This window comes from Flavobacterium frigidum, from assembly GCF_048286735.1.
In the GTDB taxonomy this organism is placed as follows: domain Bacteria; phylum Bacteroidota; class Bacteroidia; order Flavobacteriales; family Flavobacteriaceae; genus Flavobacterium.
The window spans coordinates 1-25,884 of the sequence record NZ_JBLVPU010000016.1; the positions used below are offsets into that span (position 1 = coordinate 1).

The 25,884-nt window shown below is 34.2% G+C and carries 24 protein-coding genes and 1 pseudogene; 12 read left to right on the plus strand and 13 right to left on the minus strand.

Going from position 1 to position 25,884, the window contains the following annotated elements; translation table 11 throughout:
* Positions 1 to 62 precede the first annotated feature (62 nt).
* The 7 genes from ACNQGO_RS10320 to metG all read right to left on the minus strand — a co-directional run bounded on the left by ACNQGO_RS10320 (position 63) and on the right by metG (position 8,830).
* On the minus strand, positions 63 to 539 hold the full coding sequence (locus ACNQGO_RS10320; protein ID WP_417948256.1) for an arginase family protein: 477 nt from the start codon (positions 537 to 539) through the stop codon (positions 63 to 65).
* Between the two features lie 80 nt (positions 540 to 619).
* On the minus strand, positions 620 to 1,249 hold the full coding sequence (locus tag ACNQGO_RS10325) for a CatA-like O-acetyltransferase (RefSeq protein WP_417985207.1): 630 nt from the start codon (positions 1,247 to 1,249) through the stop codon (positions 620 to 622).
* A gap of 178 nt (positions 1,250 to 1,427) precedes the next feature.
* Positions 1,428 to 2,696 (minus strand): OmpA family protein, encoded by a 1,269-nt coding sequence (locus tag ACNQGO_RS10330; protein ID WP_417985208.1) that lies wholly within the window; start codon positions 2,694 to 2,696, stop codon positions 1,428 to 1,430.
* 312 nt (positions 2,697 to 3,008) lie between these two features.
* Complete coding sequence (locus tag ACNQGO_RS10335) at positions 3,009 to 3,698, minus strand: HAD family hydrolase (RefSeq protein ID WP_417985209.1); 690 nt, start codon at positions 3,696 to 3,698, stop codon at positions 3,009 to 3,011.
* 11 nt (positions 3,699 to 3,709) lie between these two features.
* Complete coding sequence (locus tag ACNQGO_RS10340; RefSeq protein WP_417947674.1) at positions 3,710 to 5,131, minus strand: hypothetical protein; 1,422 nt, start codon at positions 5,129 to 5,131, stop codon at positions 3,710 to 3,712.
* A 57-nt stretch (positions 5,132 to 5,188) separates the two neighbouring features.
* On the minus strand, positions 5,189 to 6,622 hold the full coding sequence (locus ACNQGO_RS10345) for a hypothetical protein (RefSeq protein WP_417985210.1): 1,434 nt from the start codon (positions 6,620 to 6,622) through the stop codon (positions 5,189 to 5,191).
* Positions 6,623 to 6,763: 141 nt separating this feature from the next.
* Positions 6,764 to 8,830: a methionine--tRNA ligase gene (gene metG / locus ACNQGO_RS10350; RefSeq protein ID WP_417985211.1), complete on the minus strand. Its 2,067-nt coding sequence runs from the start codon at positions 8,828 to 8,830 to the stop codon at positions 6,764 to 6,766.
* A gap of 253 nt (positions 8,831 to 9,083) precedes the next feature.
* On the opposite strand from metG, the gene ACNQGO_RS10355 reads away from it, so the two are divergent.
* Positions 9,084 to 9,254 (plus strand): hypothetical protein, encoded by a 171-nt coding sequence (locus ACNQGO_RS10355; protein ID WP_417985212.1) that lies wholly within the window; start codon positions 9,084 to 9,086, stop codon positions 9,252 to 9,254.
* Positions 9,255 to 9,356: 102 nt separating this feature from the next.
* Here the strand turns inward: ACNQGO_RS10355 and ACNQGO_RS10360 are convergent, their stop codons facing one another.
* Both ACNQGO_RS10360 and ACNQGO_RS10365 read right to left on the minus strand, forming a co-directional pair.
* Positions 9,357 to 9,695, minus strand: coding sequence for a HepT-like ribonuclease domain-containing protein (locus tag ACNQGO_RS10360; RefSeq protein ID WP_417985213.1), 339 nt, complete (start codon positions 9,693 to 9,695; stop codon positions 9,357 to 9,359).
* Positions 9,664 to 9,999, minus strand: a complete 336-nt coding sequence (locus ACNQGO_RS10365; RefSeq protein ID WP_417985214.1) for a nucleotidyltransferase family protein — start codon at positions 9,997 to 9,999, stop codon at positions 9,664 to 9,666. The genes ACNQGO_RS10360 and ACNQGO_RS10365 overlap by 32 nt, the downstream gene beginning before the upstream one ends.
* A 113-nt stretch (positions 10,000 to 10,112) precedes the next feature.
* Between ACNQGO_RS10365 and ACNQGO_RS10370 the strand changes: the two genes are divergently transcribed.
* Entirely contained in the window at positions 10,113 to 10,283 is a 171-nt protein-coding gene (locus ACNQGO_RS10370; protein ID WP_309759033.1) for a hypothetical protein, read from the plus strand.
* A gap of 113 nt (positions 10,284 to 10,396) precedes the next feature.
* The gene (locus tag ACNQGO_RS10375) at positions 10,397 to 10,936 is read left to right on the plus strand and encodes a DMP19 family protein (RefSeq protein ID WP_417985215.1); all 540 of its coding nucleotides are present in this window, start codon (positions 10,397 to 10,399) and stop codon (positions 10,934 to 10,936) included.
* Positions 10,937 to 11,059: 123 nt separating this feature from the next.
* On the opposite strand, the gene ACNQGO_RS10380 is transcribed toward ACNQGO_RS10375, so the two are convergent.
* Both ACNQGO_RS10380 and ACNQGO_RS10385 read right to left on the minus strand, forming a co-directional pair.
* Entirely contained in the window at positions 11,060 to 12,667 is a 1,608-nt protein-coding gene (locus ACNQGO_RS10380) for a DUF1501 domain-containing protein (RefSeq protein ID WP_417985216.1), read from the minus strand.
* Between the two features lie 12 nt (positions 12,668 to 12,679).
* Entirely contained in the window at positions 12,680 to 14,500 is a 1,821-nt protein-coding gene (locus ACNQGO_RS10385) for a DUF1800 domain-containing protein (protein ID WP_417985217.1), read from the minus strand.
* Positions 14,501 to 14,854: 354 nt separating this feature from the next.
* Here ACNQGO_RS10385 and serS point away from each other — a divergent pair, with 354 nt between their 5' ends.
* The 8 genes from serS to proC all read left to right on the plus strand — a co-directional run bounded on the left by serS (position 14,855) and on the right by proC (position 22,251).
* On the plus strand, positions 14,855 to 16,126 hold the full coding sequence (gene serS, locus ACNQGO_RS10390; RefSeq protein WP_417985218.1) for a serine--tRNA ligase: 1,272 nt from the start codon (positions 14,855 to 14,857) through the stop codon (positions 16,124 to 16,126).
* Between the two features lie 121 nt (positions 16,127 to 16,247).
* Positions 16,248 to 18,023: a tetratricopeptide repeat protein gene (locus ACNQGO_RS10395; RefSeq protein WP_417985219.1), complete on the plus strand. Its 1,776-nt coding sequence runs from the start codon at positions 16,248 to 16,250 to the stop codon at positions 18,021 to 18,023.
* 67 nt (positions 18,024 to 18,090) lie between these two features.
* Positions 18,091 to 18,405 (plus strand): DUF4286 family protein, encoded by a 315-nt coding sequence (locus ACNQGO_RS10400; RefSeq protein ID WP_417985220.1) that lies wholly within the window; start codon positions 18,091 to 18,093, stop codon positions 18,403 to 18,405.
* Between the two features lie 2 nt (positions 18,406 to 18,407).
* Positions 18,408 to 18,590, plus strand: coding sequence for a hypothetical protein (locus ACNQGO_RS10405; RefSeq protein ID WP_417985221.1), 183 nt, complete (start codon positions 18,408 to 18,410; stop codon positions 18,588 to 18,590).
* A 1-nt stretch (position 18,591) separates the two neighbouring features.
* Entirely contained in the window at positions 18,592 to 19,071 is a 480-nt protein-coding gene (locus tag ACNQGO_RS10410) for a nucleotidyl transferase AbiEii/AbiGii toxin family protein (RefSeq protein ID WP_417985222.1), read from the plus strand.
* 41 nt (positions 19,072 to 19,112) lie between these two features.
* A complete protein-coding gene (gene rsmA / locus ACNQGO_RS10415; protein WP_417985223.1) occupies positions 19,113 to 19,892 on the plus strand; it encodes a 16S rRNA (adenine(1518)-N(6)/adenine(1519)-N(6))-dimethyltransferase RsmA in 780 nt (259 codons plus the stop codon).
* Positions 19,882 to 21,234: a magnesium transporter gene (gene mgtE, locus ACNQGO_RS10420; RefSeq protein WP_309758739.1), complete on the plus strand. Its 1,353-nt coding sequence runs from the start codon at positions 19,882 to 19,884 to the stop codon at positions 21,232 to 21,234. Before rsmA ends, mgtE begins: the two co-directional genes overlap by 11 nt.
* A gap of 240 nt (positions 21,235 to 21,474) precedes the next feature.
* Entirely contained in the window at positions 21,475 to 22,251 is a 777-nt protein-coding gene (gene proC, locus ACNQGO_RS10425; RefSeq protein ID WP_417968466.1) for a pyrroline-5-carboxylate reductase, read from the plus strand.
* A gap of 259 nt (positions 22,252 to 22,510) precedes the next feature.
* Here proC and ACNQGO_RS10430 read toward each other — a convergent pair whose 3' ends face one another.
* Both ACNQGO_RS10430 and nhaA read right to left on the minus strand, forming a co-directional pair.
* On the minus strand, positions 22,511 to 22,960 hold the full coding sequence (locus tag ACNQGO_RS10430; protein ID WP_417985224.1) for a PA2169 family four-helix-bundle protein: 450 nt from the start codon (positions 22,958 to 22,960) through the stop codon (positions 22,511 to 22,513).
* 492 nt (positions 22,961 to 23,452) lie between these two features.
* Positions 23,453 to 24,613 (minus strand): Na+/H+ antiporter NhaA, encoded by a 1,161-nt coding sequence (nhaA, locus tag ACNQGO_RS10435; RefSeq protein WP_417985225.1) that lies wholly within the window; start codon positions 24,611 to 24,613, stop codon positions 23,453 to 23,455.
* Between the two features lie 145 nt (positions 24,614 to 24,758).
* Between nhaA and ACNQGO_RS10440 the strand changes: the two are divergent.
* Positions 24,759 to 25,697: pseudogene (locus ACNQGO_RS10440) on the plus strand (2-hydroxyacid dehydrogenase); the annotation flags it as partial.
* Positions 25,698 to 25,884 lie beyond the last annotated feature (187 nt).

Sequence of the window (25,884 nt, forward strand, 5' to 3'; positions counted from 1 at the left end):
AAAAGCATTTAGATCTCAATTCAGAGGAGTTAGAAATATAGAATTCTTCCTTTTTAGACTAACTAATATTTATGCTTAATTTTTGCTTCCCCACAGGTTTTGGGATTGATCCATAAAAATTGAGCAGCAATGGCTTGATCATTCAACAAGCAAAAAGCTTCTCCGTGATCTGTAAAGGCATGATGTGTGCCGCCTGCAATATTAAACGATACCTTGCTATCAAATGATTTTTGTGCTCCTGTAATGGTTCCTTGCGCAATTATCAATTCTCGTTCTACCAATTCTTTTGAAAGCGGAAAACCAATTTTTCGAGCTGCTTTTGTATCTAATGTGAGTAGCAGTAAATCATTCACATATTCAGCGGTATGAATAGCCAAAACGGGAGCTAAATCACACATTTCAGGTTCGTAAAAATCAGCTTCTGAGGCAGTTCCTTCATGAACTAATTGCTGGGGGAGCAATTCATATTTCAGCATAGGAAAACGATGTCCCTCGGGCAACGGATGCTGATAAATAGGATGAAATGCTATTGGAAACATAAATATTTTTGAGCTTGTGGTTCTTCAACAGAAGTAGTTGATAAGTAAAGCAAAATGCTATTCTGAAAGAGTCTAGTGTTTTATTGATTCATTATTTCTTGAAAATAATCGACAAATTGTCCTAAATGCAAGCCATCTACTAGTCCGTGATGCACATGAACTGACATGGGCATGGTTCTTTTTCCGTTTTCATTAATTTTCATTTTTCCAAAAGAGATTTTAGGACAACTATCGGGAAAAGTATAGCTTCGGGCATGTGATAAGGAAGTAAAATCGAGCCAGGGAATAGCCGAAAAATGGATCACATTGTCAGCCTCAAAAGTTCGGGTAAATAATCCGGTTGTAGTTTGTATTCTTTCTATTTCTGCTAAGGCATTTGCAGTAAAAATTTCAAAATCAGGGTTGAATTCGATTAAAGAAAACCCAAAACTACCGTCGCCGCGACTTATTGTTGCCGATGCATTAATTTGTTTACAAACAAATATTTGATCTCCTGAAATTCTATAGCGAAAAGATTCGGTAGCATTAACGGCCTTTAATGTTTTGTACAAATAATAGATGAAAAATGAAGTGTTTAGTGATTTTGCAGTAGCATAAGCTTGCGTGCAATCGATCTCTACAGTAGCGCCAAAAAATGGTTCTTCAAATTGTCTAAAAAAATGAAAATGTTCTTTTCTGGACCAGTTTTCAATGTCTAAAAGGGTTTTCAAAATGGGATGATTTTATTTTTTTTCAAAAGTACTTCTAATCTTTGAAATCTAAAATTCAATTTAAAAGAACTTCTATTAAATCTAAGCGATTAAAATTGCAGTAGACTAAAATTAAAAAGACATAAAAAAAGCCCTAAAAGAAATTTCTTTTAGGGCTTTATAATATGAAATAAGGAGCTTATTTTATTCTGAAAGTAACTCTTCTTACTAATTTTCTAGCTGCATCTGAATCTTTTTCAACTGAAGAGTCTTCACCAGCGGCAACAACATTCAATCTTGAAGCATCTATGTTCGCTTTCATTAAAGTGTTTTTAACACTGTTTGCTCTAGCTGTAGACAATTTATCATTATATTCAGATCTTCCTAATTCGTCAGCATGACCAATAATGTCAACTGATGCAGAAGGATTGTTTCTTAAATACGTCAAGATAAAATCGATACCTTCCGTAGATACGTTAGTTGGAGTAGATTTATTGTAATCAAAATAAGTACTTACATATCCTTCGTTGATTAAGTTTTTGATTAATGTACTATTGTTTACGATAGATGATTTATCAGTATTTTGTCCGTAAGTCTTAAGCAAATAGCTTTCTAATTCGTCAGGAACATTATTGTTGTTCAAGTCAATTGATTTACCTTTTGAATCAACCATTACACCACCGATAGTGTTAGGCTCTTGATCTAGGTAATCAGCAACACCATCTTTGTCAGTATCCAACATTGATGTTTCAATATCAGCAATACGTTGTCTCAAGTTTTCTATTTCGCTGTAATTATCAATTACCCAGTCAGCATGTTTTTCATTACCTCCTAAGTAAACAGTTAAACCTACTGTACCATTAAAAAGTACACCACCAAAACCAGGAGATCCTATTGTACTTGCACCATCAAAAGTACGGTTTTGTTTTGCATTAAGAATTGTTGTAAAATCTCCAGTCAATGCAATTCTATTAGATAATTTGATTTGACCAGTAACACCAGCAATAAAATTACCCATTCTATCAGTTCCTGAAAAGTTATCAGATTCACCAAAACCTAATCCAAAACCAGCATGACCTAATAAACCAAGAGTGTTTGTCCAAGTTTCAAAGCTCATGATTCTTCCTAAGTTAGCAACTGCTTGTAAATCAGCTCTGTAGTACTTAGAATCAAATCCTATTGAATTTTCACCTTCTTTAAAACTGTTATATCCAAAATCAGCTTTCAAACCAAATTTGTTATTGAACATATAACGTACACCTAAATCAGCTACATAAGCACTAGTAACAGCAGTTCTATATCCAGCAGTCATAGGTCTCATCGGTTTGTTTAAACCTCCAGCTAATTCAACAGACCATTTGTTGTAATTATTTTCTACAGCAACCTCTTTAGTTTGTGTAGTCCCAGTTTGGGCACTCATTGTTGTTAATGCAGATGCAAAAACAAACGTAAGTATGATTTTTTTCATTATTTCTTTATTTAAATTCGAAGCAAATCTACATCACTATTTTTGATTAAAGTGGCGCATCAGTTAATTATACAAACATTCCTAATAATCTTGTAAATAAGTGAAAATTCGTTCCTTGACAATGTACTTTTTTAAAAGTATCATATAAATAATGTTAAAAAACCAAGCTGAATGAGCTTCAATAACGGTCGTATTTTAATTTTTAAAAATAAATAGGGAATAATTATAGTAAAAAATGCTTTTGTATGACATGTTTATGCATAGGACCACCGCGGAATCAACCCGTTTTATGAGTTGTGTTTCGTTGCTATTTTAGTGTTCCAGCTTTTTTAGTACTTCGGTTATTTTTTCGAAAGCACTGAAGTTTTCATGTTCTACTTTGTGATCAATTTTTTCGTGCGCCCAGGTCGTGTGAAAAGGAATATGAACAGCATGTCCGCCAATGGCTAAAACGGGTAAAACATCTGATTTTAGAGAATTTCCAATCATGAAAAATTCTTCAGGTTGTATTTCGAGACGTTTAATTAAATCAGAATAATCAACTTCTTGTTTGTCTGACATCACCTCGATATGGTGAAAATAATGACCCAAACCCGAATTGTGTAATTTTCGGCGTTGGTCTAGTAAATCGCCTTTAGTGGCAACCACTAATTTGTATTTTCCGTATAAAGCTTCCAAAGTTTCTTCGACACCATCCAATAAAATAATTGGCTTTTCGAGTAGTTCCTTTCCGTATTGGATAATTTTTTCGATGATTTCAATCGGAATAGTATTGTTCGAGATAGTCATCGCCGCTTCTATCATAGAAAGAATATAGCCTTTGATTCCGTAGCCGTATAATTTTAAATTGTCAATTTCGACTTTAAATAACTCTTTAGAAATGCCTTGGTGGGACAAATAGTCTTCCATCAAACCACAGAATTTTTGCTCGGTTTCATCAAAATACGTTTCGTTGATCCATAAGGTATCATCGGCATCGAAAGCAATTACTTTAAGTTTCATATTAAGTTTTTTTAGTCTGTGAATTTTAAAATATTAAACTTTTTTTGGTTGTTTTCATAATATCCTAAATAGTAAGATTCATTTATTTTAAAAATTGTTTGAGGACTGTTAACTTTTTTATCCATAATAAAAGACTGGATTTTGTCAAAGGCAAGTGGTTTTAATTCTTCTTTTACATGGTCCCCGTTTTTGTCTAATATACTATTGAAGTAAACGACTTTCCTATTGGTGTAAGCATTAAAATTTTCTAGTGTAGGATTACTTAAGGCATAATACATTAATACGCCAACAACACCAAAAATTCCACTTACAGCAGGCCCGCTATCTCTTATTTCAGATACGCTTCCTAAAGTTGTAAAGTACGTATCATTTATTTTGTATAAAGATATTCCAAGATTTAGGTTGTTGATTTTTCGGATGAACGGTCCTGTTTCTTCTATCGTTTTCTTACTTTTATCGCTTTTGTTTTGTTGGATTATAGCTGAGTTTTTGAAATCAATATTTTTATTGGCTGTCATTTCATATTCTTTTATCAAATTATCTTCTAAATCTTTGATTGTTAAAATGGATTTAGTTGAAGATGTTTTTATCTGATATAAATGATTTTCCATTAAAAACGAATTGGAATTTAATTCAGTTGTATTGAATGATTTATACGGGGTGTTTTTGATTATTTTCCCTGCCAAGGTATATGTCTCCAAATCAATAGTTATAATTTGTGTAAAGTTAGGATTTGTGTCAATTGTTATTAGGATTTTATTTTTGTCATAATAACATTTTCTTTTTTTTGCAGCGTCAGTAAGCGAAGTGGGGCTCTCTGGATTGATTTTTTGCAAGGAAAATGCGGGTTCAAAAGGAAGAAAATCATCAGCAAAAGTATCATATAAATTAGACCTATGGTAGAATTTCAATTCATTAGTGCTAATGTTTTTCACTTCTTGATTACCAGCAGAATCAAACACATACAATCTAAAATCATTAGTGTTCTTTTCCAAATACAAAATTATAAATGAATTATTCACGGAGAATTTTTCAAGATAAACTTCGTTTTTTATATCCAAATCAAAAGTTTTTTTGACCAACGTCCGGTCATTAAAGTTGAATGATTGTGAAACAATTTTTTTGGGATTGGTGGATGCCAAAAATAAGGTTGTTTTGTTTGCTTGGGTTATGTTTCCGATTATTTTATTCTGTGCTTTGTCAAGCTTTTCAGTTGATAAGGAATCAACAATATTCATTTTACTGTCCAACTTAATTGCTGTAGTTTTAAATTTGTCTGCCACAAACAAGGTCAATTCGTTTTTAGTTTCATCAACAGTCTGAAATATCTGACTTGTTTTGTTCAATTCAATCGGTAACGAATTAACAATCTCCTGCGAAAAAGCGACACTACTCATTAAGAAAAAGACTAATGTTGAAATTTTTTTAAACATTTTTTTGGGATTTATAAACGGTTTGGTAATATAGAAAATGCTGTGATTTTTGAATTATTAATCAGTGAACTTTCTAAAAGAATATTCTTTTGTTTTATTGTAGTAATAGCCTAAATAATACGCATCACTTTTAAATAAGGTTTGTGATGAAACGTCCGAATTTTTTTCAAAAAAAGCACGAATTTGATCGAAAGCTAGCGGTTGTAAATCTCCTTTCACATGATTACCGTCCTGGTCAAATATTCCTTCGGTTTTAACCACTTTTCTATTGGAATAAGAATTAAAACTTTCTACCGCTGGATTGTAAATAGCAATTGAAACTAATGCTCCGATCAAACCAAATTGACTCATAGCAAACTGACTACCTGATTGCTGAGCTTCTGAGACGCCTCCATAAGTAATTAAAGTATTTTGATCAATTGTATAGCAACTAATACCTGGGTATAAATTGTTGACTTTTCGAATAAATTGTGATGAATTTTTTAAGGTTCTATTTCCTCCAAAGTCTCCGCCTTCTAATTGGATTTCTGAATTTTTAAAATCAATTGATTCGGACGCTTTTGCCGCATGTTCTTTTATTATATTTCCGTCTAAATCTTTTATTGTGAGATAAAATAAATCTGATGAACTTTTTAATTGGTATAACTTATTTTCGAAATAAAAAGAATTAGAGTTCACATACATTCGGTCTTTGTCTATTTCAGTAGTTTTTATTTTTTTTTCAGTAGCTGTAAAATCTTGCAAATCAACTTTAATCACATGTGTGAATTCAACATTAGTATCGAGAGTAATGATGATCTGATGGTTTTTGAAATAGCATTTTCTTTTTTTAGCACTATCTGTTAGAGATGTGGGGTTGTCGGTATTAATATTTTGTACAGAAAAAGATAATTCTAAAGGGAGTAAACTTTCCGCTAAGGCATCATACAAGTTTGACGGTGTAGAATCTGTTTTATAAAAAGTAGTGCTGCTCAAATTGATTTTTTTTACAGTATAATCTCCTTCTTTGTCAAAAATATAAAGTTTAAGATCGCTATTTTTTTTGGCAACTGTAAGAATATAAAAAAAATCTTGATCATTAAATTTTTGTATAAATTTTTCTTCTTTTAAAGCTAAAGAATGCTGCTTAGTTAGTGTTTTTCTGGCATTAAAATCATAAAGTTCAGTGAAAATTTCCTTATAATCATTTGATGACCAAAAAAGTCTTGTATTGTTATTGTTATAGGTATAGCCAATCATTCTCGGATAAATTTTAGCATTTGGTCTTTCTGATGAAATACTATCAACAATTTTCATTTTGTCATCAAGTTGTATGGCTTTCACTTTCACTTTATCACTGATAAATAAAGTTATTTCCTTTTTGTCCTTATTTATGGTCTGAAAAACATTATCGCTCTTTTTTAATTCAAGAGAAATAGACGAAACTATTTCTTGTGAAAAAGAAAGTAAACTACTTAAAATTAATGACGCAAGAAGTGTTTTTTTTATCATTTTTTGATGGGGTTAATTTTTAGCTAATATCTTATTTTTTTTAAATATTATTAGTTAAAAAATGCTTTTTTAAAGCAAATTGCGTGTATTAATTAAGATCTTAATTAATACACGCAATTTTATACTATTTGTAAAAATTCTTTAATTGATCGTCTCTCCATTGGCAACTCCATCCGTATCCGGATTTACAAAAACTAGTTTTCCTTCGGCATTCATTGTCATCAAAATCATTCCATGACTTTCTACGCCGCGAAGATTTCTTGGAGCCAAATTCACTAAGACAGTAACTTTTTTACCAATAATATCTTCAGGTTTAAAACTCTCTGCAATTCCTGAAACGATGGTGCGAACATCAATTCCGGTGTCTACTTTCAAAATTAAAAGCTTGTTTGCTTTAGGCATTTTTTCGGCTTCCAAGATTGTTCCTGTACGAATATCCATTTTGGCAAAATCCTCAAATTGAATGGCTTCTTTCTGTGGCATTGCGAGGGACGAAGCAATCTCTTCCTTATTAGCCGTTTTAGTTGCTTCTAGTTTGTCTATTTGTTTTTGAATTTCTTCGTCTTCAATTTTAGCAAACAACAATTCAGCTTCCCCAATTTGGTGACCAGCCGGAATCAAATCAGAATTTTGAGCAATAGTATTCCAGTTCAACGGACTTTCTATTTTTAAAATTCTTGATAATTTTTTAGCGGTAAAAGGTAAGAAAGGTTCGCAAAGGGAGCTCAACGCAGCCGCAATTTGTAATGCTACATACATTTGTGTTTGCACGCGTTCCGGATTGTCTTTTATCACTTTCCAAGGCTCTTCGTCAGCCAAATATTTATTTCCTAAACGAGCCACATTCATTAATTCGCTCAACGCTTCACGAAATCTGAAACGCTCCAGTGAACTTGAAATCACAGCTGGATAGGCTTTCAATTCGGTTAAAGTTGCTTCATCGACAGCTGAAAATTCATTCGAATGAGGCACAATTCCGTTGTAATATTTATTAGTCAAAACCACGACACGATTAATGAAATTACCATAAATCGCAACTAATTCATTATTATTTCTCGCCTGAAAATCCTTCCAGGTAAAATCATTATCCTTAGTTTCCGGTGCATTCGATGTCAATGCATAACGCAAAACATCTTGCTGATTCGGAAATTCTTCTAAATATTCGTGCAACCAAACTGCCCAGTTTTTAGACGTAGACAATTTATTTCCTTCTAAGTTCAAAAACTCATTGGCAGGAACATTATCAGGCAAAATATAACTTCCTTCGGCTTTCAACATCGCTGGAAAAATCACGCAATGAAAAACAATATTGTCCTTCCCAATGAAATGTACCAGTTTTGTTTCTTGATCTTTCCAGTATGGTTCCCAATCTTTTCCTTCGCGCAAAGCCCATTCTTTGGTAGCCGAAATATAGCCAATCGGTGCATCAAACCACACGTATAATTTTTTTCCTTCGGCACCTTCAACGGGAACATCAATTCCCCAATCTAAGTCACGGGTTACCGCACGAGGCTCTAATCCGCCGTCAATCCATGATTTTACTTGTCCGTATACATTTGGTTTCCAGTCATTTTTATGTCCTACAAGAATCCATTCTTTCAAGAAATCTTCATAACGATCCAAAGGCAAAAACCAGTGTTTCGTCGCTTTCATGATTGGAGTTTCTCCTGTTATAGTCGATTTTGGATTAATCAAATCGGTAGCATTCAGCGTAGAACCACATTTTTCGCATTGGTCACCGTACGCTTCCTCGTTGCCACATTTTGGACAAGTTCCCATTACGAAACGATCTGCTAAAAACTGATCTGCTTTTGCATCATACAATTGCTCAGTTACTTCTTCGATAAAATCCCCTTGTTCGTACAGTTTTCTGAAAAATTCCGAAGCCGTATCATGATGAATTTTAGCCGAAGTTCTGGAGTAATTATCAAACGAAATTCCAAAATCAGAGAATGATTTGCGGATAATACCATCATATTTATCGATTACTTCCTGTGGCGTAATGCCTTCTTTTTTGGCTTTCATAGAGATCGCCACGCCGTGTTCGTCGCTTCCGCAAACAAACAAAACGTCTCTTCCTTGCAATCTTAAATATCTGGAATAAATGTCCGAAGGCACGTAAACACCCGCCAAATGACCAATGTGAATCGGTCCGTTCGTATACGGCAATGCCGCTGTAATCGTATATCTTTTTGGATTCTGCATCATAAAATTATTTTTAGATTCTGAAATTAATTCAAAACGTACTGCAAAAATAAGTAATTATTATTTGTCATTGCTAGGAACATGGCAATCTGGAGCTATTTCCCGCTATACGTTACAATCTTATTGTTTTTAAAGAAAAAACAATAAGGATTTTCACTGCTATCGGGGCTAAGGATTTGTTCGTGAAAGACGTTTTTTGGGATAATGTAAAATGATTATCTACATTTGTAACCGTAATTAAAGAAGACTGTAAACCATGCCCAAAGGACCCGAAAAAAACACCAAAAATAAGGCGTTACATACCAAATTGCTCAATCGGAAAAAGACTAAACTTCAAGAAGGAAAAGCAGCAAAAGCATTACGCTTGAAGGCATTGGTTACAAAAATGAATAAGAAAAAATATAGTGACAAATCTGATGAGATTTAATCTGTAGCGTATTTAAATCTCTGTTAATCATTCTAATTTGTGGCTATTTTTTGTCTGGAACAAGAGCTGTCTACATTTTGCTTTAAATGGATCAAGTGGATGCTACTTGTAGTTTTCTAAATTCTCAATCTCTAATTTTAATTTTTCTAAGTGACGATTAAGAATTGCCCAAACTATTGAATTGTCAATGCTGTCATAAGCGTGAACCAAACGATTACGGAAACCAATAATTTGATTGCCATTTTCAATTATAAAAATATTTTCAGTCTGTCTTAATTTATTTAATGCTTCCCCAATAATTACCAGCTGCCTTTCAACGGCACTTTGAGTTTTTCTGTCTTTGTCATACATATTGAAATCGGTAATCTCAAAAGTAAATTCGCGAATTAATGTTATCGCCATTAAGACATCATAAAGATACTTTTTGCTCTTTTCCGTCATAAAGTAAAATTTTTGTAGCGTCTATATTTTTTCTAAGAATTGGATTTTTAATGGATGAAATGGTCAATAAATCAACTTTTCTTTGAAAAAATTCTTCTAGTTTGTCCCAAATATCCATCAAATTTTCCCCACGTTCGATAGGGTCTGTAGTATCAATTTCGATTAATAAATCAATATCACTGGATTCATCGTTGAAATTTTCAGTCACAGCAGAACCAAAAACATAAATATTTTTAACATTATGGCTTTTGCATAATGTCAAAAATTCCGCTAACTTTATTTGTATAGACTCTTTCATTTTCATATTGCTAAGATAACTTATTTTTTTAAAAGATAGTTTCTGTTTTTATAGATAACACATCCAGAAATAGAGATGCTTTTTTATCTTTGTAAAAGTAATTAAGAGGAGTATGATTTATGGCAAAAGGACCCGAAAAAAACACCAAAAACAAGGCGTTACACGCCAAATTGCTTAATCGGAAAAAGACTAAACTTCAAGAAGGAAAAGCAGCAAAAGCATTACGCTTGAAGGCATTGGTTACAAAAATGAATCAGAAAAAGAGTAGTGACAAATCTGATGAGATTTAATCTGTAGCGTATTTAAATCTGTGTTAATCATTGTAATCTGTGGCTAAAAAAAAACATTTCGATTCCTCAGTATTTTACCCGAAATTTGTACCAAACATTCTAACACAAAATCTATGGAATTCGGTAGAATAATTATCTCAGAAACCGCCTCAAACAGCGAAAACCCGCAAGATGTCATCCACTCTAATATTTCAGTAATTAACCTGATGCGAGAGGAAAAAATAGATGATGATCTAATTCATGAAGACGCGCTGATGAGTTATTATTTAGATTATTACACTTCCCAATACACTGAAGGTAATTTTGCGCAATTTGTCTACAATTCGGGTTGGAATAAAGAATTAAACGAGTTGATAGAAGAAGGTTTGGCTTTGATTGGTGCCGAAAAGCATTTGGAATTGTTTCAACAGCAATCCAAAAAAGTAAAATTAATGAGCAGTGTAAAACTAAATAAGTTCTTAAAAGGAAAACTGGAAGGCGTAAACCCAATTAGAGATTTGCTCAATACCGACACTTTTTTTGAAATAGAAGAAAATGTAGTTGCTTTGAACGCTAATTTCTTAAAAACCCATCCCGATTTAGAAGTGCTCACTGTAGATGAAATGTTTGAAGTTTTAGAGGAGTTTATAGGACATGAGATTAAAAGGGAGTAGTTATTTTACATAGAAAAAGCACTAATAAACGCAGAGTGCGTTAAAGTATAACGCAGAGAATCCTTGTGTCGTCCCTTGTGTTTTTATCTAGAAAGTACCTTAAAATTTGCCATTCTTAATTTATCAAGACACAATCGCTTTGGTGTGGAATTTATAGTTGTTGTATTCTATTTCTAATATGTAGATTCCAGATGCCAAGGTATTATCTGGCGAAAATGTTAAGGTATTTCCATACACTTTGAACGATTTTTGGAAGACTTTTGTTCCTTGAATCGTAAACAACTGCACATTTACGTTATCACTTAAACTATCTTTAAAATTAATATTGATAGTATTGTTTGTAATTGGATTTGGATAAACAACAAAAAAGTGTTCATTTTCATATGAAACAGTATCTAAAGTTGCAGTTTTGAACAGGGCTAATTTTGTAAAAGTGCCACCCAAAACTTCCGCAGTTTGTGCTTCACTCATACACAACCAATCTTGCATAATCGAAGAATAAATTTGTCTAAAGTCAAATTGCATTGCAATCTGGTCTGATACGCTTGCGTTTAACGGTATGTTTGGTGAACTGCCTATCATACCTGAAACGGGATTTTGAGCGTTTATAGCACTAGATCCAGTATTCAATGCGGCTCCAAAGAAAATTACAGGTGCTCCAGCTCCATGATCGGTACCAAGGCTACCGTTGCTTTTAATTCTTCGACCAAACTCACTAAACGTCATTCCTGTTACTAAATTTGATTTCCCCATAAGCTCTAAATCTTGTTGAAAGGCTTGTATTGCCTGCGATAAAATACTGAGATTTGTGGCATGAGCACCTTTGGTCTTATCTGCAGCATCTACTTGACCACTGTGTAAATCTGATGTATTAGGGTGATTGACAATGTAAATAGGAGTTTGTAGGCCGCCGTTAATTAATTTGGCAACAATTTTTAATTGATCTCCTAATTTATTAGCGCTGGGATATGTTTCGGTTTGTGACTGAGCAGTATTAAAAGCAGCTTGTATTGCAGTGCGATATACATTGCTTTGGTCTTTCATTAAACGTAAAAAAGTCAGCTCCGTACCGTAATCAGAATTAGGTGCGGGATCTGTAATTTGATTAATAACGTTCAAAAGTGCATTTGGATCTGGAGCATTATATCCCATATTGATAGTAGGTCCTTGCAACGAAAAAGGCAAAGTAGAACCTATTTGAATAGCCAATGGATCCGGCATGGCGCTATTAGGATAACCAATAGGGAAATTAGGATATATGGTGTCTAGCGATCGTCCTAACCAGCCACTATCAAGAGTTTGATTGCTATTAGAAGCTGTAAACCAAATATCAGTTGCTCTAAAATGACTGAAACTCGGATTGGGATAGGACACCCCTTGAACAATCATTAATTTGCCATTATCATGCAAATTTTTCATTTCAGACATTGCAGGATGTAGGCCAGTAGTGGCATTATTAGCCAATGGCAGAACAGAACTTTGGTTCATCAATATATTTGAACGTGCGTTATTTAAATTTGTCCATTTATCTAAAGGGAAAACGGTATTTAACCCATCGTTGCCCCCATTCATTTGAATGATAACCAAAATTTTTCCGCAATTTACCGCTGCGTTTGCCAAAACATCTAATGCATTACTTTCAATTGAAGCTGATGCCATTACTGGAATTCCATTCAAAGCTAAAGGGATCGATGCTAACGCACTTGTTTTTATAAAACTTCTTCTTTTCATAACTTCAAAAGGTTACATTAATTGGTATTCAGCAAGTTGAGTAAGTGTAACTAGCAAAGATTTCAATCTTGTTTTTACACTATTTTTGTTGGTAGTGTTTGAAGTATCACTGAGATAAAGTGACCAAGCTGAAGTCCAGTAATTATTCGTTGTTTGATTAGAAAGCAATGATTGTATTTTTATTTGTTCCTTTTGAGTACTACTAATATCAATTGGTAATAAAAATTTTATGCATTCCGAGACAAGTAAATCGGGGTCAGAGCAAATAGCGGGATCAAATTGTTGAATAAAACCTATTAGATCTACTTCAATGCGAGTTGTGAGCGAGTTGTAAGTAAGATTGTAACCGTTAAAAAGTCTATTTAAGAAATCGAATCTTTTTTGTGTGGTACTGGAATTGATCCAATATTCATGAAAAGATGGATTTTGATAAAAAGCAACCCAACCGGAAACATTTGGAATATTCCCCATAGTTTGTTCTAAGCCGGTTAAAACATTGTTGTTAAAGTAATTCCAAACTCTATATTGTGCTTCAAAGTTAGTAGCATCGGTCACCGTATGGTTCAAGTTAAAAGTACGCAAACTACCAATGACCAGATCAAAAGGGGATTTGATATAAACACCTCTATTGGCCATATCATAAAAATGTTGGCTTTTGAAAAGTTGGTTTAGTACCGGTTCGATTTCCCAATTGTTAGCCACAAATGTTCGTGCTAAGGGTATAATGATGTTGGACTCAATTGTGGAATCAATATCATAATAGATAAAATAGCGGTATAATCGGCGGCAAATATATTCTGAAACTACTTGTGATTTTGTGAAAATCATATCAATAAAAGCATCTAACTCTGAAGCACCAGCACTGTTAATGACGGTATTATTAAAAAACGAGGAAAACTGCTTATTGCTCGTATCATGAAAATTGATATCAAAATTAGTACTGGGTGTTGCAGTATTTAAGTTTACCACTCTCCATCCTGTTAAAACTTTTGCTGCTTGTATCACATCAACTTCAGTATACTGGCTTAATGGGTCTTTTCCTAAAGTAAAAAGCTCCATAAGCTCTCGTGCAAAATTCTCATCTGGAGATGTTTTTGTATTGGCTTGATTGTTTAAATAGTACATCATAGCGGGCTGTGTAGCCATTTTTCTAATCAGTGTTTTGTAATTTCCAAGCGGATTATCACGAAACATTTTCATGTAGGAGTACAATATGCGACTTGAATTACTGCCCGCATATGAAAATGGTGCACTACGCACGGTGTCGAAATCTACTGGAATAAAATGATACCAAAACCAAGTCATTTTTTCCTTAATAGTCACATTTTGATCACAAGCTAAACCAAAATTCCACTGTGATAATGAATCTATTCTTCTCGAGTTAGTGGTATTGGTTCCTGCAGGTAATGGGTCATTTGTCCAGTCAGCACCGTAGGGCAAGTTGCTCTCATCTGGCGAATAATTATTGTATGAATTTACGGGAGGCGAAGGCGCAGTAGTACTGATGTTCAACACAGCATTGACCGCATTTGTCATATTTAAAGCTAGTAATGCATCTACATCATTTTTTTTAAAACCGTAACCAGTACGTTTTAGTAAATGCAGTACCTCTTGCTTGCCCCAACTACCGCTGTAGGGATTTAATCCACTGATAACAGGAACTACTCTATCAGTAAAACCAGATTTTGCAGCGCTTTTAACGCTTTGATATCTTCTGCCTGTAAATATTTTTCGGGAATATTTTTCAAATAACGGATCTTTAGGGTCCTGATTTATTTTTAATTTACTAAATATTAAATTGAATAAATTTCTACGGTTGATAGTATTACTCATAACGATTTCAAATTTTATTTGTACAATCGACTCCCTACTACTTTATTGTTTTCTATGAAGTAAAAATAGGTATTCAAAAATATGTTTTTTTACAATACGTTCAACGTATTATAAATGATGTACTTAAATAATTTATTGTTCAAACTACCGTAAAAATTCATAAACAGGTAATTAGAAAATTACCCAATAAACATTCTCGATTATTTATTTTATTCAAATCTATAGATGTATAAAAAAAGCGTTGCAATTCCCCTTTTTAATTCGCTTTTTGATAAAACTTTTATCTCATACTATCAAACATTTCCTTAAATTTGCTTCCATAATTATAAAAGTTAGCGTTAAAAAAATCAAGCTATGTTACAAATTGCATTTATTAGAGAGAATCAGGAAAAAGTAATCACCGCTTTAGCAAAGAGAAACATCGATGCTACAAGTGTTGTCCAAGAGGTGATTCAACTAGATGAAAAACGTCGTGCTACGCAGGTAGAGCTAGACAATATCCTTGCTGAATCTAATAAATTATCCAAAGACATTGGTGAATTGATGAAAGCAGGTGAGAAATCGAAAGCCGCTATTCTAAAAGAAAAAACCGTTTTAAACAAAGAGAAAAGCAAGGCTTTAGCAGAAACTGCTGATGCACTTGCTGCTGAATTGTTAGAGAAATTATATACGTTGCCTAATCTTCCGGCTGATGTTGTTCCTGTTGGAAAAACTCCAGAGGAAAACCTAAATGTTTTTGAAGAAGGCGAAATTCCAGTTTTGCATGAAGGCGCGCAACCACATTGGGAATTGGTAAAAAAATACGACATCATCGATTTTGAATTGGGTGTAAAAATCACAGGAGCAGGTTTTCCAGTATATAAAGGAAAAGGAGCACGATTACAACGTGCCTTGATCAATTATTTCTTGGACAAAAATACGGCTGCAGGCTATAATGAAGTTCAAGTTCCGCACATGGTAAACGAAGCGTCGGCTTATGGAACGGGACAATTGCCGGATAAAGAAGGTCAAATGTACCATGACAAAACGGATGATTTGTACTTGATTCCAACGGCTGAGGTTCCAGTAACAAATTTGTTTCGTGATGTAATTTTAAACGAAAGCGAACTACCCGTTTTGACTACGGCTTACACGCCATGTTTCCGTCGTGAAGCAGGTTCTTATGGTGCGCATGTACGTGGATTAAACCGTTTGCATCAATTTGACAAAGTCGAAATTGTACGTGTAGAACATCCAGATAAATCGTATGAAGCGTTGGACGGAATGGTCGAGCATGTTAAAAACATATTACAGGAATTGAAATTACCCTATAGAATATTGCGTCTTTGTGGTGGTGATATGGGATTTACATCAGCATTGACTTATGATTTCGAAGTATTTTCTACCGCACAAGATCGTTGGTTAGAAATTAGTTCGGTTTCTAATTTTGAGACTTTTCAAGCGAATCGTTTGAAATTGCGTTTCAAAGACAAAGACGGAAAAAATCAATTGGCACACACTCTTAACGGAAGTGCATTGGCTTTGCCAAGGGTTTTGGCAGGAATTTTAGAAAACTACCAAACTCCAGAAGGGATTGTAATTCCAGAGGTATTGCGCCCGTATTGTGGGTTTGATATTATAAACTAAAAAATTTAACATATAAGTCATATCAGTTTTTGCAAAGTTTAAAATGGAAAGCGATGCAAGTCTTATATGACTTAGATGTTTAAAAAAAATAGATGTTTGACAAGGCAAACTGCAATTAATAATGAAAAAACTCTTTCTACATATCACACTGTTTTTTTCATTGGTTTGTTTTTCGCAAAACGAACAATTAGCGCAGTATTATTACGACAAAGGTGATTTTGAAAAAGCAAAAATCAGCTATGAAGAACTGCTGAAAGAAATCCCTCAGAACTCACAGTATTTTCTAAGAATAATTGATTGTTCCCAGCAATTAAAGCAGTATGAAAGTGTCGAAAAAGCTCTTCAACAGCGATTTGCTCAATACCAACAAGGGAATATATTAGTGGAATTGGGTTATAACAATCTATTGCAAAAAAAAGATGCTAAAGCCAATACTTATTTCGATCAAGCTTTAGAACGCATCAAGAAAAATCCAAAAGAAGTGTATGGAATAGCAAATGCTTTTGAACGAAAAGTACTTTTGGAATACGCATTAAAATCCTATCAACTTGCCTCAGGATCTGACGAGGATTTTAATTTTAATTACCAAATTGGTTTACTATACGGCCAGATGGCTAATATGGAAATGATGATTGCCACCTTTTTGGAGGATGCCTATACCAATCCTCAAAACTCCATCAGAATCCAAAACCAACTCGTTCGGTTTATGGTTGATGAAGGGGATGCAAATTTCAATGAACTCTTGCGGAAAGCATTAATTTTAAAAACACAAAAAAATCAAGATGTATTTTGGAATCGGTATTTAAGTTGGTTTTATGTACAACAGAAAGAATTTGATAAAGCCTTTATTCAAGAAAAAGCCATTTACAAACGCAATCCAGAATCGTTGACCAATATCGTAAATTTGGGACAACTGGCTATCGAAGACGGAAATGAGGAAGCTGCAAAGGAAATTCTGGGCTTTGTCTTGCAAAACACGCAAGATTTAGAACTGCTTATTCAGGCCAATTCGTATTTGGTTACTATGAAAATTGAAAAAGCAATAGAAAAAGATTTTGCAGCCATCAGCACAGAATTAGACGGGATGTTAAAACAATTTGAAACAACACCTTTTACTTTATCTTTGCAGCTGATACAGGCGCATTTCATGACTTTTAGCTTAAAGAAACCAGAAGAAGGAAAAGCTATAGTCAAAAGAGCGTTAGAATTGCAATTGAACGAATACCAAGTGGCCAATGCCAAAATGGAACTAGCAGATATTTTGCTTTATGAAGAAAAATTCAACCAAGCGCTGATTTATTATTCACAGATTGAATTGGATTTAAAGAACGATGTAGTTGCGCATGAAGCCAGCTTGAAAGCAGCAAAAACGAGTTATTTTAAAACGGATTTTGCATGGGCACTCAAACAATTTAAGGAATTAAAATCGGCAAATACGCAGTTGATTGCCAATGATGCCCTAGCATATTTTTTATTGATTAATGACAATACAGCTGCAGATTCGACACAGACAGCTTTGAAAGAGTTTGCCAAAGGCGATTATTTGCTCTATCAAAATAGAAATGAGGAAGCAATACGGCAATATCAAACGATTCTTAAAAATTATACTGGGCAGGAAATAGAGGCGGTGACTTTATTGCGATTGGGTAAAATTTATGAAAAGAGAGGTGATTTTGCTTTAGCTTTAAGCCAGTATCAGACAATTATTGAAAAACACAACGATGGCATTTACATAGATGAAGCTTTATATTATTCGGCAGAAATTTACAATAAGCAGCAACTTCCTGAAAAAGCTAAGCCCCTGTACGAAAAAATAATATTCAGTCACGAAGACAGTATTTATTTTGTAGAAGCTAGGAAAAAATTCAGGCAATTGCGTGGCGATACCAATTTGTAAAAAAGTTTAACTGTTTAATTGTCCATTCGATTAACTAGTTAAACAACTAACCAGTTAAACAAAAAAAATGATATTATACAACGTTACAACAAACATACATGAAAGTGTGCACGATCAATGGATGATCTGGATGCAACACAAACACATTCCTGAAATTTTGGCAACAGGAAAATTCACTGCTGCTAGAATGGTTCGTGTTTTAATTGAAGAAGAAATGGGCGGAGTAACCTATTCCGTTCAATATACTACTGACAGCAAAGAAACTTTGGAGAAATATTACCAAGAAGACGCACCCTCTTTTCGAGAAGAAGGAACGAAATTATTTGGTGACAAAATGTTGGCATTTAGAACAGAATTAGAACTGGTTGCAGATTATAAATAGCCATGAAACTCCATTTTCAAACCAAAGAAGAAAGCAACAGAAAACAATTGGAGGATTTTTTGAAATTGTCCAAAACAGAACGTTTTTATCAATTTTTGCGTTTGATGGAAAAAGTAAATCAATTTCCAATGAAGCATAAAAACGACATTAATCCGAATTTTATTATTCAAATAAAAGCTAGCTGATATGTTTCAAAAATGGGAAGAAAATATCAATCAATTCATTTTTACTGCCAATAAACATAATGTAAGAATGTTGATGGTTGGCGGAGGAGCGGTAAATTTTCATGGGTACCAGCGTCATTCCGCGGATGTGGATTTCTGGATAGAGACCACGGATGAAAACTTTAAAAAATTAGTAGCCGTTTTTAATGAAATGGGATATGAAATTGATGATTTCCCCGAAAATGTAAAAAAACAGGAACAAAATATTTCCGTTAAATTCTCTCCTATAGACTTGGATTTAGAATTAATTACAAAATTTTCTGTAAATAAAACTTTTGAAGAAGCATTTGAAAGTAGTGAAGAAGTACAAGTCAATGACAATCTTTTTTTAAAATGGAATGTACTTTCATTAGAGGATTTAATAATAAGCAAAATTAAAGCAAACAGACCTAAGGATTTATTGGATATTCAGCAATTGCGAGAAATAAACAAAAACCAATAAAATTAGAACAATAAAAAACACTGAAAGTATTCAGCATAAGCATGGAAAAAGTAACAGCCAAAAAACACCTCGGTCAGCACTTTCTTAAAGATGAAAGCATTGCCAAAGACATTGCAGACACCTTGAATTTAGAAGGATATGATGATCTACTGGAGATAGGTCCGGGAATGGGTGTTTTGACAAAATATTTGTTGGAAAAACCGGTGAATACTTACGTTATTGAAATCGACACCGAATCAGTAACGTATCTAGATCAAAATTATCCCAAATTAAAAGATAAAATCATTTCAAAAGATTTCTTGAAATACAACATCAACGAAATTTTTGAAGGAAAGCAATTCGCGATCATTGGGAATTTTCCATACAATATTTCGACGCAAATTGTATTTAGAACTTTAGAATACCGCGATCAAATTCCAGAATTTGCAGGAATGTTCCAGAAAGAAGTAGCGCAACGTATTTGCGAAAAAAAAGGAACAAAGGCCTATGGAATTTTATCAGTTTTGGTTCAAGCTTTTTATGATGCGGAATATTTGTTTACCGTAGACGAACATGTTTTTATTCCGCCACCAAAGGTAAAATCGGGTGTTTTACGATTGCGCAGGAAGAAAGATTATAGCTTGCCTTGCGGCGAAAAGTTATTCTTTACTGTCGTAAAAACGGCTTTTCAGCAACGACGTAAAACGTTACGAAATAGTTTAAAGACCTTGAATTTGTCGGATTCTTTGCGGGAAGATGAAATTTTCAACCTTCGACCAGAACAGTTAAATGTAGAACAATTTATTTCACTTACTCAAAAAATAGAAGCCGATGGAGTTTAAAATCAGCAAAGTACTAATTCAGGAATTAGAGCAACTCATTCAAAACAAAAACGACCAGCAACTGGAAGTGTTATTGAATGATATGCACCATGCTGATATTGCCGAAATCCTAGATGAGCTGGACTTTAATGAAGCGACCTATATCTTTAAAGTTTTAGACAGTGAAAAAACAGCCGAAATTCTTTTAGAATTAGAAGATGATTTGCGGGAAAATATATTAAGCAGGCTTTCGCCAAAGGAGATCGCGGAAGAATTAGACGAGTTGGAAACCAATGATGCGGCTGACATTATTGCAGAGCTTTCGCAAGATTTGAAAGCCGAAGTAATATCTGAGCTTCAGGATGTGGAACATGCTAAAGATATTGTCGATTTATTGCGTTATGACGAGGATACCGCTGGTGGAATCATGCACAAAGAATTGGTTAAAGTCAATGAAAATTGGAATGTGCTCACTTGTGTAAAAGAAATGCGAATACAAGCCGAAAATATTTCTAGAGTTCATTCGATTTATGTCGTTGATGATGAAGATAGACTCAAAGGGCGTTTGTCGCTTAAAGATTTATTGACAACTTCTTCCAGAACGCCAATTAATGATGTGTACATCAGGAAATTGAACTCGGTTAAAGTAGATACTGAAGATGTTGAGGTGGCTCGTATCATGCAAAAATACGATTTAGAAGCCATTCCGGTAGTTGATGAATTAGGACGATTAGTAGGGCGCATCACCATTGATGATATTGTTGATGTAATTAAGGACGAGGCCGATGAGGATTACCAGTTGGCAGCAGGTATATCACAAGATGTTGAGGCCGATGACAGTATTTTTGAGCACACAAAAGCGCGCTTGCCGTGGTTAGTTTTAGCGTTATTAGGCGGTTTTATTTCGGTAAAAGTGCTAGGTTTGTTTGAAGGCGCTATGCTACAACACGGAAATTTATTTTTCTTTACACCATTGATTGCGGCAATGGCAGGAAATGTTGGAGTGCAATCTTCGGCAATTATTGTGCAAGGTTTGGCAAACAATACGTTGAGCGGATCCTTGTTTAATAGATTGGTTAAAGAAGTATCACTAAGTTTATTAAACGGACTAATTCTGGCTACAATATTGTTTTTAGGAAGTCATTTTCTTCTGAATGTCGAATTGATCATTGGTGTTATTGTTACTGTAGCATTGATGTCGGTAATTATTATTGCTTCATTGATAGGGACTTTTGTACCGTTATTGCTAGATAAATTTGGCATTGACCCAGCTTTAGCCACTGGACCCTTTATTACTACTAGCAACGATATTTGCGGAATTCTGATTTATTTTTCGATAGCAAAAATGATTTTAGGGTTTTAAGAAAGAAACAAGATTAGAGTGCAAAGAGGAAAGAAATTGGAAGGATAATTTTTAAACGTTTTTTTAATTTTTTGTATAATAAAACGGAATAAAAAATTAGACGATAGACAATAGAAATCAAAAGGAAATTAGATCCTAATTTTTATAAAAGAATCTAAAAAATCCAATAAAAACGAACACTTTCCCAAATTGGCTCCCTATCCTTTGGAGACAGTTGGGGATAGGAAAACCAAAACTAGTATGAAAGTACACATCATTGGCGGTGGTAATTTAGGCGTTTCTATAGCACTGGGACTATCTAAATTTGCATCTGAAAACCAAATCACAATTACGCGCAGAAACACCTCTAGTATTCTATATCTAGAAAAATTAGGAGCAACAGTTTCCAGTAATAATACGCACCAAATTCAAGAGGCTGACGTTTTAATTTTGACTGTAAAACCCTATCAAGTAGATGCGGTTTTAGCCGAAATTCTTCCTGTAATTTCGAATAAAATCATCGCTTCGGCAGTGAGTGGCTTATCCATTGAAAATTTGCAAGCCAAAATTGGTGCTACAAATAGTGCCGTGCGAATTATGCCTAATATTGCGGCACAATTTGGTGCATCAGCTACTTGTATAGCATTTCACGAAAAAGACAAAGATAAGGCGCAAGGTGTAGTTGCTCTTTTTCAGAGTTTAGGAACCGCTCCCATTATTGACGAAAAATTAATGGATGCAGCTACTGTTTTAGCCGCTAGTGGAACTGCTTTTGCGTTGCGTTACATCAGAGCCTCAATGCAAGCGGGTATTGAAATTGGATTCGATTGGCAAACTGCTTTGGCAATTTCAGCACAAACCGTAAAAGGAGCCGCTGAAATGCTTCTCGAAGAAAAAGTACATCCGGAACAATTAATTGATCGTGTAACCACACCACAAGGTTGCACTATTGCAGGATTGAACGAAATGGAAATGCACGGTTTTAGTTCGTCCTTAATACGAGGAATCAAAACTTCGTTGAAACAAATTAAGGGATAGACTAAATTAGAGCGAACCTTGCTCTGTAAATGAAAAGTCAAATTAGGTCTTAAGATGTTCTTTTACTGCATGAAAATGTATTAAAAGGTCCGAAATAATTTCTAATAGTATTCCAAATAAATATTGCTAAGGCATTTTTCAAGAACCTAATTTCAGAACCTTGATAAATGCTTAAGCAATAATTTTTAATAGAGATATATACAACAAACGGGTTAGTAAATATGATTTTTGGCTAAATCCCGTTCCAACAAGCAAAAACTTAAGCCATATGATTGCTTAAATCTTTTATTTTTTGCTGGTTTGCTTTTATAGCGCTTTGTTGTTCTTTAATCATCATTAATTGTTCTGATGATAAATCTTCGGTATGAGCTAATGCGTCATCATAGGTGTCAAGTGCAGCTTCTTCTCCATATTCACAGGAATTGATTATCGCTTTTCTGTCGCTACCAGTCATGGCAGATTTAATATCCATCCATACTCTAAACAATTTACCTGATGTAGTTGTTCCTTCAGTTGCTGTTCCGCCTAGTCTTTTTACTTCAGCAACAAGATCTGATTTGCATTTTAAACTTGTTTCAGTAAAATGAGAAAATAATGTTTTCAAGTCTGTTTCATCAGCCTCTTTTGAAGCAGTTTCGTACCCATTTATTCGGTCGTTATTGATTTGGATTAACGAATTTAATATCTCAATTGATTTTTCTGTGTTCATCTTTTTTGTATTTATTAAGTGAATTAATTTTCACTTACACAAATGTCGGCATACTTTACGATATAACTTTTACACAATTTTTTTTTAAATTTGTAACATTGACATATTGTTAAGTAATTGATATACAGATTTTAAAATGTAAAGTAGTGTGAAAGTTTTAATGCTGAATTCAATGTGTTTGTTAGATGCATAATGCGATACATTAGTAATTATTATAGTCATCAATATTGCTCATTGCTATTTATAACATTTGGATTTTTGTAGTGCTTATGCATTTGTTTTGATGGAGGTAACAAACAAGAATTCAAAGTAGAGAAAGGACAAAAAGATACTTTAAGAATAATAATAGTGGTTACTTACAACGGTATAAACAAAAAAACAATTGTACAATAAAGTACAAGTATAATTCGAATGTTTAAAAGTAGTAGCGTTTATAATAAGCTAAGGCGTTATGCGGTGCAAATTGCTGATGAAGTGTATGTAATTAAGAACCTAGTTCTTTTTCTTTGCTTTGCCGGATTTCAAACTAAATTTTAACCATAAGAAACCAATAGTTCCTGCAATAAAAGAAGCAATCAAAATCGCAATTTTTGAATATGTAATTACTTCTTCTCCATCATTTTTAAACGCTAGTAACGTTATGAAAATAGACATGGTAAACCCGATACCGCCCAGCATTCCGGCACCTAGAATATTACTCCATTTTAGATCCTTTGGTAACGTACAAATTCCTAAAGTTACTGCAACAAAGGAAAATAACCAGATACCAAGTGGTTTTCCAATCACCAGACCAAGCATAATACCAAGCGTGTTGGAGTGATTTAATCCCTCATACCAATTCGAATTTATAGGAATACAAGTGTTTGCTATTGCAAATAGGGGAAGAATAAAAAAGGCGACAGGCTTGTGTAAAAAATGCTGCAGTCGATACGAGAATGTTTTCTTGCCTCCATTGCCAAACGGAATCACAAATGCCAGCAATACGCCTGTAATTGTAGCATGAACTCCCGAATTCAGCATGAAATACCACATGGCTACGCCTCCAATTAAGTACGGAAAAAGGCTATGTACATTTCGTCTGTTGAGAATGAATAAGCCGCCCATAATGGCAAAGGCAATAAACAAATTTATAAAAGCAATGGTTTCTGTATAAAAAACTGCAATAACTAAAATAGCACCCAAGTCATCAATTACGGCAAGCGCGGTCAAAAATACTTTGAGCGAAGTAGGAACGCGACTTCCCAAAAGAGATAAAATTCCAATTGCAAAAGCGATATCAGTAGCCATAGGAATACCAGCGCCATTTTGTGTAATGGTTCCAATATTTAACAGTAAAAAAATTCCTGCGGGAACAACCATGCCGCCTAAAGCGCCAAAAATAGGTAGTGCAGCATTTTTAAGGCTCGATAATTCTCCCTGATATATTTCGCGCTCTAACTCTAAACCAATCAACAGAAAAAAGATTGCCATCAACCCATCGTTAATCCAATGAGTTATGGAATGGCTTCCAAGTTGCGTTTCCCAAAACGCAATATATTGGGTTTGAAAAGGAGAGTTAGCTAATACAAGTGATAGTATTGTCACAAAAAGTAGTAAAAGACCACCGGATTTTTCGCTTTCAAAAAAAGCGTGGAATGTTTTAGTTAATTTCATTTTTAAGATTTTATTTGCTACGTAAATACAATGGGTAGCAAAAAATTCAGAACGCTAATTTACAATTTTCAAAGCTTATTCCCTTTGGTAAAACAATAAACCGTAATTTTTTTGTTTATTTGAAGTATTAAAAAAACACTACTTTATGGATATCAAAGTCCTACATATCGATAGCAACCATTCCGTACTGTGGGATCAATTGCAACAATCTGGATTTGTGAATCACAGCGATTTTACATCTTCAAAAGAGGAAATTGAAGCTAAAATAAACGAATACCAAGGAATTGTAATTCGGAGTCGTTTTAAAATTGACAAAATATTCTTAGATAAAGCTACAAATTTACAATTTATCGCACGTGTGGGTGCTGGTCTCGAAAGCATCGATTGTGATTATGCCGAGTCTAAGAACATTACACTGATCGCCGGTCCAGAAGGCAATAGGAATGCTGTAGCAGAGCATGCGTTGGGCATGATTTTGTCCTTGTTCAATAAATTAAATGAAGCCGATCGTGAAATTCGATCCGGACATTGGAACCGAGAAAGCAATCGGGGTCACGAACTAGATGGTAAAGTCGTTGGGATTATTGGTTATGGCAACATGGGTAAAGCGTTTGCTAAAAAACTTCGGGGTTTTGATGTAAAAGTGTTGTGCTATGACATTCAAGAAAATGTAGGCGATAGTAATGCAAAGCAGGTTTCATTTGAAGTATTGCAGCTGGAGGTAGAGGTGTTAAGTTTGCACATTCCGTGGACTCCAGAAACAGATAAGATTGTCGATACTGATTTTATAAATGGTTTTGCTAAACCTTTTTGGATAATAAATACTTCACGTGGCAAGAACATTGTAACGGCAGATTTAGTTACTGCTCTAAAATCAGGTAAAGTTCTCGGTGCAGGTTTGGATGTTTTAGAATACGAGAAATTGTCTTTTGAAACCCTTTTTCAGGATAAAAATACACCAGAGGCTTTTCAATATTTATTAGAAGCCAAAAATGTGATACTTAGTCCGCATATTGCTGGTTGGACCTTTGAAAGCCACGAGCGACTTGCCCAAGTAATTGTAGATAAAATAAAAGCAAAATATTTTGGTCAGGTCAAAGTTGAAGCGATAGAGAAACGGGTTACGGGTATTGGGGGTTTCTTTTTCAAATCAAAAAATCCCAAAGAATTGGTGGCTTGGTACGGAAAACATTTAGGTTTAAAAACAGATCAATATGGTTTCACTTTTTGGTGGAAAGACAGAGAAGGAAATGACTGTAGCACACAATGGT